This window comes from Blautia sp. OM07-19, assembly GCF_003481595.1.
In the GTDB taxonomy this organism is placed as follows: Bacteria; Bacillota; Clostridia; order Lachnospirales; family Lachnospiraceae; genus Blautia_A; species Blautia_A intestinihominis.
On sequence record NZ_QULA01000013.1, the window covers coordinates 55,664 to 69,046 of the forward strand.

8 protein-coding genes are annotated in these 13,383 nt (G+C 42.8%); all 8 read right to left on the minus strand.

What is annotated here, in order from left to right; all coding sequences use genetic code 11:
- Position 1: 1 nt before the first annotated feature.
- The 8 genes from DXC01_RS10630 to DXC01_RS10665 all read right to left on the minus strand — a co-directional run bounded on the left by DXC01_RS10630 (position 2) and on the right by DXC01_RS10665 (position 13,305).
- On the minus strand, positions 2 to 1,285 hold the full coding sequence (locus DXC01_RS10630) for a methionine gamma-lyase family protein (RefSeq protein ID WP_118252940.1): 1,284 nt from the start codon (positions 1,283 to 1,285) through the stop codon (positions 2 to 4).
- A 32-nt stretch (positions 1,286 to 1,317) separates the two neighbouring features.
- The gene (gene miaA / locus DXC01_RS10635) at positions 1,318 to 2,265 is read right to left on the minus strand and encodes a tRNA (adenosine(37)-N6)-dimethylallyltransferase MiaA (protein ID WP_022214988.1); all 948 of its coding nucleotides are present in this window, start codon (positions 2,263 to 2,265) and stop codon (positions 1,318 to 1,320) included.
- A gap of 9 nt (positions 2,266 to 2,274) precedes the next feature.
- The gene (gene mutL, locus DXC01_RS10640) at positions 2,275 to 4,455 is read right to left on the minus strand and encodes a DNA mismatch repair endonuclease MutL (RefSeq protein WP_118698872.1); all 2,181 of its coding nucleotides are present in this window, start codon (positions 4,453 to 4,455) and stop codon (positions 2,275 to 2,277) included.
- 36 nt (positions 4,456 to 4,491) lie between these two features.
- Positions 4,492 to 7,110, minus strand: a complete 2,619-nt coding sequence (gene mutS, locus DXC01_RS10645; RefSeq protein WP_118698873.1) for a DNA mismatch repair protein MutS — start codon at positions 7,108 to 7,110, stop codon at positions 4,492 to 4,494.
- 168 nt (positions 7,111 to 7,278) lie between these two features.
- Entirely contained in the window at positions 7,279 to 8,556 is a 1,278-nt protein-coding gene (locus DXC01_RS10650; protein WP_117593458.1) for a tyrosine-type recombinase/integrase, read from the minus strand.
- A 70-nt stretch (positions 8,557 to 8,626) separates the two neighbouring features.
- Positions 8,627 to 8,824, minus strand: coding sequence for a helix-turn-helix domain-containing protein (locus DXC01_RS21480; RefSeq protein ID WP_005422911.1), 198 nt, complete (start codon positions 8,822 to 8,824; stop codon positions 8,627 to 8,629).
- Positions 8,825 to 8,918: 94 nt separating this feature from the next.
- Complete coding sequence (locus DXC01_RS10660; protein ID WP_118698874.1) at positions 8,919 to 10,478, minus strand: hypothetical protein; 1,560 nt, start codon at positions 10,476 to 10,478, stop codon at positions 8,919 to 8,921.
- Between the two features lie 637 nt (positions 10,479 to 11,115).
- Positions 11,116 to 13,305 carry a PcfJ domain-containing protein gene (locus DXC01_RS10665; protein ID WP_243111599.1) on the minus strand — a complete coding sequence of 730 codons (2,190 nt, stop codon included), beginning with the start codon at positions 13,303 to 13,305 and terminating at the stop codon, positions 11,116 to 11,118.
- Positions 13,306 to 13,383: the final 78 nt, after the last annotated feature.

Genomic DNA, 13,383 nt, shown 5'->3' on the forward strand with positions numbered 1-13,383 from the left:
CTTATTTTGATGGGAGAGTGACCAGATTCTTCTCTACCAGTTTCTGGAGAGACATCAGGACACCAAGTTTTGCATGTTCCCAGGTAAGTCCGCCTTGGAAATAAACGGCATACGGTGGTTTTACCGGACCATCTGCTGAAAGCTCGATCGAAGATCCCTGTACAAAGGCACCTGCTGCCATGATCACCTGGCTGTCATATCCCGGCATATCCCATGGTTCCGGGTCTACATAGCTGTCAACCGGTGCTGCTGCCTGGATGCCCTTGCAGAATGCGATCAGACCTTCCGGTGTGCCAAGAGTTACCGCCTGGATGATATCCTGACGCGGTTCACTTCCGTTCGGTACGACCGGGAAACCAAGCTTCTCATAGATATTTGCTGCAAAAACTGCTCCTTTGAGTGCACCCTTTGTCACCATCGGTGCAAGGAAAAATCCCTGATAGAAAGAACGGTTTACACCGAGAGACGCACCGACTTCCATTCCAAGTCCCGGACAGGTCATACGGGTAGCAGCGTTTTCTACGCATTCTTTTGTTCCTGCGATGTAACCACCGATCGGTGCCAGACCGCCGCCCGGGTTCTTGATCAGGGAACCGACGATCATGTCTGCTCCGACATCACTCGGCTCGATTGTGTCTACGAATTCTCCGTAGCAGTTATCTACCATACAGATCACATCCGGTTTGATGCTCTTTACAAATGCGATCAGTTCGCCGATCTGCTTTACAGAGTAAGATGGTCTTGTCTGATATCCTTTGGAACGCTGGATCTCTACCAGGCGTGTCTTTTCGTTGATGGCTGCACGGATCGCATCGTAATCAAACGTTCCGTCTTCTTTGAGGTCTACCTGTCTGTAAGTAACGCCATATTCTGCAAGAGAGCCTCTGGACGGACGGATGCCGATGACTTCTTCCAGAGTATCGTATGGTTTGCCGGCAGGAGCCAGAAGTTCATCTCCCGGACGGAGATTTCCAAACAGGGCGATCGCAAGTGCATGTGTTCCGCAGGTGATCTGGGAACGGATCAGGCAGGCCTCTGTATGGAAGGTATCTGCATATACTTTTTCCAGTGTATCACGGCCGAAATCATCGTATCCGTATCCTGAGGAAGACTGGAAACAGTCTGCATTTACTTTGTTTTTCTGCATTGCGAGGAGTACTTTCATCTGATTGTACTCTGCGACTTCATCAAATTTCTGAAAACGTTCTTTTAAAGATGCCTCGATCTGCACTCCAAAGTCATATACTTCTGAGGAGATACCAAGCTGTTCATACATTTCTTTCATGGTTTCTTATCATTCCTTTCTGTATTCGTCGTTTATCCAAGAAGGTCCTGTTCTTTCAGGACGCTCATCATGTATTCCAAGATTTCCGCTTCGTTCCAGTGGAACTGTTCTTTGTCCACCCAGATCACATCCTGTTCTCTCCGAAACCAGGTGAGCTGGCGTTTTGCAAAATGTCTCGTATCTCTTTTGAGGATACGCACTGCTTCTTCAAGAGGATATTCTCCTTCCAGATAGGCAAGGATCTCTTTGTAGCCAAGCCCCTGCATGGAGACCATTCCACGGTGGCATCCGCGTTCTCTCAGAGATTTTACTTCTTCGAGAAGTCCCTCCTCCATCATCTGATCCACACGCCTGTCGATCCTCTCATACAGGATCTCCCTCGGTGCGGTCAGGACAAAATATGCCAGATTATATGGTGACGTCTGCTGTTTCTGTTCTTCATTATGTTCTGAGATCGGGGTGCCGTTCTGATGATAAAATTCCAGCGCGCGGATCACACGTTTGACATTGTTTGCGTGGATGTTCTCTGCGCTTTTGGAATCTACTTCGCGAAGTTTCTCGTGGAGATACTCAGCTCCTTTTTCTTTTGCAAACTGCTCCAGTTCCTCCCGATAAGAAGTTTCCTGTTCTGCCTGTGTGAAATCAATGTCTCTGGTCACTGCCTGAATGTAAAATCCGGTGCCGCCTACCAGGATTGGGATCTTGCCTTTGGCATAGATCTCTTCCAGGGCGGCTTTTGCCAGTTCCTGAAATTTTACGATATGAAATTCTTCTTCCGGTTCCAGGATATCTACAAGGTAATGCGTAACGCCCTGCATCTCCTCCTTACGGATCTTTGCAGAGCCGATATCCATTCCTTTATAGACCTGCATGGAATCTGCCGAGATGATCTCTCCGTTCACTGCTTTTGCAAGGGAGATGGAGAGGCTTGTTTTTCCTACTGCGGTAGGACCTGTCAGCACGATCAATGGCTTTTTCATAACATACTCCTATACGATTCGTTTGAATTTTTTCTCCATCTCTGTCTTTGTCATGGAAATGATGGTTGGCCTTCCATGCGGGCAGTGGTATGGATTTTCAAGTGTCATAAGTTCATCCAAAAGCTTCTCAGCTTCCTCCATCGAAAGGCGGTTGTTTCCCTTGACTGCCGCCTTGCACGCCATCGTGGCGAGCCTGGATGCAAAAATATCCAGTGCATCTTTGCTGTTGTCGCTGTCCAGATGATCCAGCATCTCAAGGAAAAGTTCTTCTTCGGTGAGACCATAAAGATTGGATGGCACAGCACTGATGCAGTATTCACGACCACCGAAATGCTCGATCTCAAAACCAAACTGTTCAAAGTAATCTTTGTTTGCGTTTAAGATTTCCTCTTCCTGCATATTAAGGGAAACGATCAGCGGCGGTGTCAGGTACTGGGAATCTATGGAATTCTCACGGAATTTCTTTACCAGGCGTTCATAGTAGACTTTTTCGTGGGCTGCATGCTGGTCGATGATGTAGAAATTATCGTCAAATTCTGCCAGCCAGTAGGTATCAAATACCTGACCGATCATCCGAATCCTGTTTCGGGATTCCGGAGCAAGGAGCTTTTCTTCGAAGAGTTCCAGCTGTTTGGGGGCTGGCTCTTTTTGTGGTGCGGGAGATGGTTCTGCTGGAGCAGATGGTGTCTCTGTGCTTGTCTGTTCTGTCTGCGCTTCTGATTCTATTGACGGTACGGGTTTCGTAGCGTCTGATGATTTTTCTGTTACCGGAAGTTCCTGTATTTGTAATTCCTCTGATTTTGCGATTGCTGGTGTCTCCTGCGCCTGCGGTATGGTCGTCGTGGCTGGTGCTGTTTTTTTCGATAGTGTTTCTGCCATTTTTGCCTGCTGCTCCAACTCGACTTTCTTCTTCACCTCATCCAGCTCCTGATTCTTCCTGAGTGTTCCTGCAAACAGATTCTCCTCAGAAGGTGTCAGTGCCGGGGACGGATTTTTTTCTGATAAAATCCCCTCCGTTTTTGCCGGGTGCATCGTCGAATAAGCTGCCGGATTTTCTCGCACCGGCTGCGGTCTGGATATCGGTGTACCGTAGATCTGCTCCCGGCGTTTCTGCTCGAACGGCTCCGGTACCGCAGAAGACTTGACCACATTTTCTTTCCTGGAAGTTTCTTCCTGACCAAGTGTGACCTTCGGTATCATCTCGCGTCTGGTCAGGGCATTTCGCACCGTATCATAGATCGCATCGTAAACTTCCTGTTCCCTCGCAAAACGTACTTCCCTCTTGGCTGGATGGACATTGACATCCAGATCATTCCCCTCCATCTCCATACGCAGAGAAACGAACGGGAATTTATGCTGCATCAGAAAGCCTTTGTACGCGTTCTCAATGGCTTTGGTGATGATATTGTTCTTGACATAACGACCATTGATGTAATAATTCTCAAAAGAACGGTTTCCCCTCGCGATCTCCGGTTTTCCGACAAAGCCGGTGATCTTCATGAACGAATTCTCCTGCTCGACTTCGAGAAGCGCTTTGGCGATATCCCTGCCATACACACTGTAGATCACATCTTTGACACTGTAGTTGCCGGAAGTATGCAGCTTGACCTGTTTATTCTGGATGTATTTAAAAGAGATCTCCGGATGAGAAAGTGCAAGCTGTTCCATCAGGGTATGGATATAATTCGCCTCTGTTGTATCTGATTTCAGGAATTTACTGCGGGCAGGGGTATTATAAAACAGATTCCGTACAAGAAATGTCGTACCCTCCGGTGCACCAAGTTCTTCCAGCGAATGCTCCACGCCGCCTTCGATCACATAACGGTTTCCACTGATGGCAGACGGAGTCTTGGTGATCAGTTCCACCTGTGAAACTGCCGCGATACTGGAAAGAGCCTCTCCTCGGAAACCAAGGGAAGCAATGTGCTCCAGATCCTCAACTTTCTCGATCTTGCTGGTCGCATGACGGAGAAAAGCCAGCGGGATCTGGTCTTCTTCCATACCAGATCCGTTGTCGGTGATGCGGATCAGCTTTTTGCCGCCGTCAGTGATCTCTACTGTAACGGCTGTCGCACCGGCATCAATTGCATTTTCTACCAGCTCCTTCACCACAGAGGACGGGCGTTCCACCACCTCACCTGCTGCGATCTTGTCGATTGTATTCTGATCTAAGACTGCAATTTTTCTCAAAGTTACCTCCCCATTCCGGATAAACAAAGATCCTTTTTACCAGCGGTTTTTGATCTTGTTCTGTAAATTATATAAAATATTCATAGCTTCCATCGGTGTCAGATTCGTCATATCCAGGTTTTTGATCTCCTCTACGATATCATTATCCTGCACGGTATCAAAAAGTGACATCTGTGCCATATCTACCTGGTCATAGACGATCTTCTGTTTTTTCTTCGGTGCGGTCAGGTCCTTGACTGCTGCCGTGATATCCGCATCGCTGAGTTCCTCGACGAGTTCTTTTGCACGGTTGATGACAGAATCCGGCACACCGGCAAGCTTCGCTACCTGGATACCATAGCTCTTATCCGCGCCGCCCTTGACGATCTTACGCAGGAATACGATGTCGTCACCTTTTTCCTTGACAGCGATACAATAGTTATTAACGCCCGGAATCTTGCCTTCCAGTTCGGTCAGTTCATGATAATGCGTTGCAAAAAGTGTCTTGGCTCCGCAGAGCTTGGTGTTGCTGATATGCTCGATCACCGCCCATGCGATCGCCAGTCCGTCAAAGGTACTTGTTCCACGTCCGATCTCATCCAGGATCAGAAGGCTTCTGGATGTCGCGTTTCGGAGAATATTGGCAACCTCTGTCATCTCCACCATAAAAGTACTCTGTCCGCTTGCCAGGTCATCAGATGCACCGACTCTCGTAAAGATACGATCCACGATTCCGATGTTTGCCTTCTCTGCCGGAACAAAGCTTCCGATCTGTGCCATAAGAACGATGAGGGCCGTCTGACGCATATAAGTAGATTTACCTGCCATATTCGGTCCGGTGATGATGGAGACACGTTTTTTCTGATTGTCCAGATATGTATCATTGGAGATAAACATATCGTTTTCGATCATCTGCTCTACGACCGGATGACGGCCGCCCTTGATATCCAGGACGCCGCTCTCGTTAATCTTCGGTTTGACAAAGTTATTTTTCTCAGCAACAAGGGCAAGAGAGGCAAAAACATCGAGCGCTGCAACTGCCTTCGCTGTCCGCTGGATACGGACAACCTCCTGTCCGACTTTATCCCTGACATCTGCAAACAGTTCATATTCCAGCGCATACAGGCGGTCCTCCGCGCCGAGGATCAGATCTTCGAGTTCTTTGAGTTCCTGTGTGATATAGCGCTCGGCATTGGTCAGTGTCTGCTTGCGGACATAATTATCCGGAACCTGGTCTTTGAATGAATTCGTTACCTCAAGGGCATATCCAAACACACGGCTGTATTTGATCTTGAGTGTCTTAATCCCGGTACGTTCCTTTTCGCGGGCTTCCAGCTCTGCAAGCCATTTCTTGCCGTCGGTCCTGGAACGGCGGTATTTGTCGACATCTGCATGATAACCTTCCCTGATGATGCCTCCGTCTTTCTGTGCGAGCGGCGGTTCATCCACGATCGCGCGTTTGATCAGATCTGTGACATCCTCAAGCGGGTCCATATCTTCATAGATTTTCTTAAGGACCGGAGCCTCAAATTCCTGAAGGACCTGGCGGATATACGGGATCATTGCCAGTGAAGAAGCAAACGCCACCATATCTCTCGGGTTTGCGGACTGATAACTGATGCGGCTGATCAATCTCTCCAGATCGTAGATCGGATTGAGATATTCACGGATCTCATCGCGCAGCATCGGCCTCTGGGTCAGTTCTTCCACTGCCTCCAGACGAGCACGGATCTCAGATGCATCGATCAGCGGCTGCTCTACATATCCTCGTAACGTTCTGGCTCCCATTGCGGTCTTTGTCTTATCAAGTACCCAGAGAAGAGATCCTCGTTTCTGTTTCTCACGAAGTGTCTCTACCAGTTCCAGGTTTCTGCGGCTAGAACTGTCGATCAGCATAAATTTATCCGCGGAATACGGGCGGATCGATGCCATATGAGATAAGGCTGTCTTCTGTGTCTCATTCAGATACTGAAAAAGCGCTCCTGCTGCGATCACGCCGCTGTCATAATCCTGGATACCAAGTCCTTCCAGTGTATTTACATGGAAGTGTTCTCTCAGTGTGCGCTTGCACAGACTGTCATCAAAATACCAGTTATCCAGCGGGAAAATACAGATACGAAGGCGGTCTTTCAGATCTTCTGTATCAATTCCGCTCATAAAAAAAGCGTCATTGCAGATGATTTCCGCAGGGACGAATTTGTTGATCTCATCCAGAAGTTTCTGAGGCTTGTCTACTTCTGTCAGAAAACAGTCACCGGTTGTAATATCTGCGATGGCGCAGCCAAAATGATCCTCCATTGATACAATGGACATCAGATAGTTATTCTTGGACTCATCCAGAGAAGTCGCATCCAAAGTCGTTCCAGGTGTGACAACACGGATAACTTCACGCTTTACCAGACCTTTGGCTTTCTTCGGATCCTCCACCTGCTCACAGATTGCCACCTTATGCCCCTTCTCGATCAGACGCTTGATATAAGTCTCCGCAGCATGAAACGGAATCCCACACATCGGCGCACGCTCCTCAAGCCCGCAGTCCTTACCGGTCAGTGTCAGCTCCAGCTCCTTGGACACCAGCAGCGCATCCTCAAAAAACATCTCATAAAAATCGCCCAGGCGGTAGAACAAAATACAGTCTTTGTAGGTTTCCTTTGTCTTGCAGTATTCCTGCATCATCGGTGATAATACACTAATATTCTCCGGAAACCCAGTGTTTATGCGGCTTTTAGAAGTTCCAGATGTTGATTTGACCACATTATTACGATAGTTTTTTCCCTCGTTAGTGTTTTTGTCTATACTCAAGTATTTAAACCTCTCTTTAAAATTTTATCTCCATTTGCAAAATCAGGTTTCTGTTCCGTATTTTTGAATATACAGTTCGTATTCGTCATCTATATGTTCTTCTTCAATGTGTGTATAATAATTAGTCATTTTTTCATCAGAGTGTCCAGCTATTTTCTTTACTGTAGCGGCATCCATTCCCGATTGAATGCATCTTGTTACAAAAGTATGACGGAAAATATGAGGATGAACATCCATTAAATTCGGATCTCTGTTCTCTTTTTCTGCCAGAGCAATTTCATGCTTATTAACAATCCCAACAATCCGCCTGCATTCTGTTTGAGCTGATGATGGAAGATAACTTCTTCCTGAAGATGTTGTAAAAATCAGACCGGGATATTTTTTTAAAAGTATATTTGTTTTTCCCCAGTTTTTCCCCAGTTTTTCTTTATCACGATCCTGTTTTTCCTTCCAGCTCATAAAAGCAGCAATCACTGCATCCGTTAATGGAACCTTTCTATTGCTGGCACTTTTCTTTGGTGTTGTAATCTGAATAGTAGAATACCTTTCAGGAAGTTCATTTCCTTTCGAATCATAATATTTTGTAACTCTGTTTAAGGTTTTATATACACGAAGCTTTTCATGCTTAAAGTCAAGATCACACCATTCTAGGGCAAGTGCTTCCCCTATACGTAATCCTGTATGAAGAAGAATAAAAAAGAGTTCATAATACCGGGTATTCTTGCAGCTCTCAAGGAAACGATGAGTGTCATATACACTAAGACATTTTTCATCTTCTTGTTCCTGCATTATCTTCTCATCAGGTATTTCACCCGGTTCTTCTTTAGGCAGTTTAATATCGGCTACGGGATCTATGGGTATCATTTTTCCACCATATGCCTTTTTGAAAAGCTGACGGACTACACTTAATGATTGTATTACCGTTGTACGTGCATATCCTTCTTCTTCGAGTCCCTTTATCATGTCAAGAATATGTGTTGGACGGACCTCTATTAACCTCATGTAACCAATATATTCTCTTACTCGCTCAAAACCATTTACATAGTTACTTAAAGTGGTTGCTTTAACAGAATGCACCACATAAATAAGCATCCATTTTTCATACCACTTTGAAACAGAAATTCTAGGATCATATCCTGCAATTCCGGGGGAAACATTAGCAAGGTAGGCATTTCTTTCTTTTTTTAGATGTTGTAAATTTGTACCATAAATTGAAAACGTTTTTCCTGTACCGCGAACGAAAATTCTGGCCTCATATCGTCCATCTTTTCTTTGATATAATCCTTTTCCTAATTCTTTACCCTTTAAGTTTTTGCCCATAACACCACCATCCTTTCTGATGATAATGCATGGCACTGGATATATATTTTAGCACAACAAAAAAAAGCTTTCAAGACTGCCGATCTATCCATTTTTGAAATTTTTTCTTATCAATCAGTGTTCTGCGCCCAATCCGTACCATGAAACAGTTTTCATTCATCAATGATCTCATTGTTTTCTCAGAAAGTCCTGTAAGCTCACAGGCTTCTTTAACGGATATAAGAATTTTATCGTTGTTTGCTTCCGGCTGTGTTTTTTTTCGCAACATATATAACCGGTCAATATCTGCAGGCAGATGATATTGACCGTTCCTCCTCTCTATTATATAAATTCTAAAAAAGGCTGCCTGCTGGCCTTATAGATTAATCCAATGTTCTACGTTCCTGTTGGCTGACATAATACTCCACTGCTTCCTGTAAACTGCATCCGGTCCTATGGCTTCGACTTATTACACTGCTTTTATTTATTCCTAATTTCTCACAGCATACTTTAAGCGATGGATAAACAGTTCCATGATATTCAAATTCCGGGTTACTTAACATTTTTTTCCTTTTTCTCGTCATAAAATGTGTAAACGATTCTTCAAGAGAACAATTCTTATCTCGTGCTCTTTGTCTCACACATATATCATCAATACCATATTTTTGACAACATGCCCGGAGACTTCGATATTCTATTCCTTTAAATGTAAATTTTTGTATTCTTTCGGCAATCATATCTTTATTTTCAATAAAATGCTCCAATGATTCTTCCATAGTACAATTCAATCTATATTTTCTTGAAGATACACTGTCAGCGTTGACTCCATATTCCAGACAGCATTCTTCCAAAGACCTATAGGTTTTGTCTCTAAAAATAAATACCGACGGCTGTGTTTCCATTCTGGCTTTCTTTATGAAATGATCCAAAGATTCTTCAATGCTGCATTCTGTTGTTTTGGCACGGTTACGCACACTGGAAGCATTAATGCCGTATTCAGCACAACATGCTGAAACACTTTTATACCTTTTCCCTTTATAAAAGAATTGCATTTTCGGTGTTTCTGTTTCCTTTTTTTGAATATAATATTTCACAGCTTCTTCCCATGTACACTTTTTTCGCCAAGCTCTACTGCGTACACTAGATTCATTAATTCCATAGAATTCACAACATTGTCCAAGTGAGATATATTTATTTCCCTCATAAAAAAAAGCCTCTTTCGCACGATGCCTTTCTTTAGACATCACCTGATTTTCAGGAATTTCTTCTTTTTTCGTTACTTCTTTTGGCATACAACCTTCCATATGAGAGATAATTTCTTCCATAACATCCGCGTGAGGACGTTTCGCTTTAAATACTGCTGAACTTACTGACTTTGGCTTTAATCCATACGCAAGACAACATTCCGTAAAATTTTTGTATTCTTTTCCACGGAATTCAAAGGCTCTTTTCTCTTTAGATTTGATATAATGTGTAATCGCACGTGTAGAAGAAACCCCATTTTTTTCCATATACAAACGTACTGATATAGGATTTATCTCCAGGTCTTCACAACATTGAGGCAGTGATGGGTATTTCACACCATGATATGTGATTTCATGTGCCTTTTTCCATTCTATTGCCCGTTCAATCGCTTCCTGTGGTGTGCATTTTCGATTCCACATATCGGTCTTGACAGAATCTTCGTTTAAATCATAAAATTCGCAGCAGGTCTTAATGCTGGCCCATTTTCGATTTCGGAATATGATCTCTTTACTTTTTTTCAATTCAATAAAATGTGTAATCGCTTCTTCAGTTCTACATTTATATTGATTCTGATATGCCATTACACTACGGTAACATATTCCATAAAAATTACAGCATTTATGCTTACTTTCAAAAGTTCTGCCATTGTACACAAATTTGAATTTCTCCATGTAATTTGATCTGATTTTACGTGGCATAAAAACTTCTTTCCTCCTTTTATCGTGATTGGATCTGATACATGTCAAAACATTTTGCCAAACAAAAAAAGACACTCCAAGAGTTCATTTTACTCTTTTTGTGTCTTTATCGGTTGATCCGCAGACGCGGTATAAAGTATAAAATTCTGACCTCGTATCAGAATAAAATTTGTGCGATCTGCCTTGCAAAATGTTCAATTTTATCGTATCATTCCAGATACTTAATGTCAATTTCACTACAGGCTTTAAACAGTAGCAGCTGGGTAGTATTTTACTCGTATTCCTGCGAATACATGCATAAACTGTTGCATACATGCAAATGCTCCTCCGGTCTTTTCACCGGACAAGGGCACTTACAGAAGGCTTTTTGTATTCATGTCATACAAAAAATCACATAAATCAAGATTGGAAATGAAACAAACATAAGCCCAAAATCAACAAAGATCAATATCAGCCAAAGCAACTTTAATTTTTCCTCCAAATCTCATCCTCCGTTTCGAGTATATTTAAGGAATTCCATAAAATCCCTTATACTTAAATAAAAGAGAATTTCAGAGCTGTTTCTGTAAATATCCCCAAATTTTCACAGGAATTTCATTTTACTGTTAAGTTACTTTTGTGATATATCAATCTGCTATTATGCGGCCTGTTCTTCCAGTTCTCGATTCCCAGCCTCCATTAAATCTTCCTCCAGAATTTCAGCAAGCAATTTGTTGCAATACCCAACACCGTTTACACGAACGCCTTTGCTGCGGAGCTCGTCAATCTCTTTTTTCCTGAGACTCTGACTTTTTACAGCCAGTTTATAATCTTCTTTTGCCAGTTTCTTTTTTAATTGTTTCTGCCATTTTACAAGAAAATCCCTTGCAAGCTCAATATCTTCATTCTGCTGGTTATAAAAAGTACGTGTCTGCCTTATGGTCCCATCCGGTTCCACTTCAAGCGTATAGTACGCCTCCGTTGGTTGTTCTGCCTTTCTCAAAAACAGGATATAGGATTCCTGCTGGCTCATTCGTTCATAATAGGTTTCTGTATTATTTACGCAGTGATGCATCAGTTTTGCTTCATACAAAATGTCATCCACTTTTTCCGGCACAACGATCTGATACTCTTTGTCCGCATATTCATATTTTTTCAAATCCCTGCATATACGATTCAGACCCGGATACTTCTTTTCCAGCTCTCCGGCTCTTAAAATCAAATCTTTTGCTTCTATCTCTTTTATCATTTCATTATGTCTCTGCATGAGCCTTCGTGCACGGTAGATAACAGAATCCTGCACATTCACTCCGACCCGAATTGCCATATTAAGATAATCCTTCCATGTTTTGATCAGGTCTTTCACGGATTCCCCACTTTCTGCTGCCTGCTTTTCCAGATAATTTTTGATCTGTAAAGGGGCCATACGATCCATAATGAACATAAGATCCGCTGGTTTAAGCTTTTCCCGGCACATCCACAAAATCACATCGTCATGGATCAGTTTGTTTTGAGTTTTTTCAAGCAACAGCCATTGAAGAAAAATCTCTCCCCCATTGTTTGTACGCAGCCTTTTCAAGCGGAACCCGTCAATTCCCAGTGCTTTTCCAAGGTTTCCGGAATCTTTACAATAAATCTGTGCTTTATTATCCATAATGTCTTCTGCGAGATGATAAAGTCCTGCTTTAATGAGCCGTTCCAGATAAGGTCTTTCTCTAACCATTTCAAAAAAGTTTACCGGATCTAAGTACTTTTTGGCTTTTGCATATTCGTAGAATCCTGTCCTACGGAATGTCCTGTTCTTAATACCATGCAGTGATTTTCCATAAATATTTCCCATATTATATCTTTCATATGTCATATAGCCACCGTAACCTGGATACAGTGGAACTTGTAATTTACCCTGGATCCATCGGCTTTCTTTTGTCCAATGATGACGGCCGAAATAATATTCTTTCGTATTTAATTCTTCATCATACAGGATTCTCCGGCGCTCAAAGAAAGAATATACTGGTTTTTTATATGAGCTGCTTACTATGAGCATCTGAAGCTGGAATTCTCTCAAAACAAACACATTATTTCCACAGGTCTGAAGCAGGTATGCAGTCTCTTTTTGGGTTTCTATATTTTTGGCCCGGCCTAATGCTTTATATTGAATCTGATGTCTGCATTTTGGGCAATTCCCCACTGTATTATGGTGAGGATGGCTGATTGGAACTTCGCTTTCACACCAACTACAATATCCTGTCTGATCTTTCCTGCGGCTGTAATGATAAAAAATAAAATTCTGGGTAATTCCAACTTTTTTCTGCCATCTCAGCCAGTCTTTCGGAATTTTGGGAAGTCTATCCATACACTGATCCCAGCTTGTCAGAATTTTTTCATATTTCATTCCCAGCCTCCGGTGTCTCTGCTCACGTTGATATACATACAGTGCATAAAAAGCATCGTCATATTCACTTTCAAGATACTTTTGGATCAACGCTGTATCCGCCTCTTTCATATAAGAATTTTCCTGATATAACCATTTTGAGAAAATGGTCTTATCCAGCATACTATCTGACCATTTCTTTGTCCGGTAATCATACCCTTTAAAAACATCGTTCTTTTTATCAATATATAATGTATATACAGGTTTCCGACAGTCCCTGGAAAGATATTCTGCCAGATAAAATGCTACTTTTAAAATATTGTTTTCTACTTCTGCACGTAAATATAGCCCCCTCTGATAAATCAGCTGCTCCGTATAGTATCCTTTATCTCTTACTGGCACATCTTCTTTTGCAAGTTTTATCAGTTCATCCGTAGCTTCCAGCAATTTCATGTTACGCAATTCTTTTTTATTCATTTCCATCCTCTCCTTCATTTTCTGCTGCATATAATGTCATTTTATCTTTTCTGCTCAAATGCAGCAGGGGAACTCCCT

Bases quoted from the DNA above. Each gene is read 5' to 3' on its own strand.
- DXC01_RS10630 (WP_118252940.1), bottom strand. From the start codon at position 1,285: ATGAAAGAAATGTATGAACAGCTTGGTATCTCCTCAGAAGTATATGAC.
- miaA (WP_022214988.1), bottom strand. From the start codon at position 2,265: ATGAAAAAGCCATTGATCGTGCTGACAGGTCCTACCGCAGTAGGAAAA.
- mutS (WP_118698873.1), bottom strand. From the start codon at position 7,110: ATGATGCAGGAATACTGCAAGACAAAGGAAACCTACAAAGACTGTATT.
- DXC01_RS10650 (WP_117593458.1), bottom strand. From the start codon at position 8,556: ATGGGCAAAAACTTAAAGGGTAAAGAATTAGGAAAAGGATTATATCAA.
- DXC01_RS21480 (WP_005422911.1), bottom strand. From the start codon at position 8,824: ATGTTGCGAAAAAAAACACAGCCGGAAGCAAACAACGATAAAATTCTT.
- DXC01_RS10660 (WP_118698874.1), bottom strand. From the start codon at position 10,478: ATGCCACGTAAAATCAGATCAAATTACATGGAGAAATTCAAATTTGTG.
- DXC01_RS10665 (WP_243111599.1), bottom strand. From the start codon at position 13,305: ATGAATAAAAAAGAATTGCGTAACATGAAATTGCTGGAAGCTACGGAT.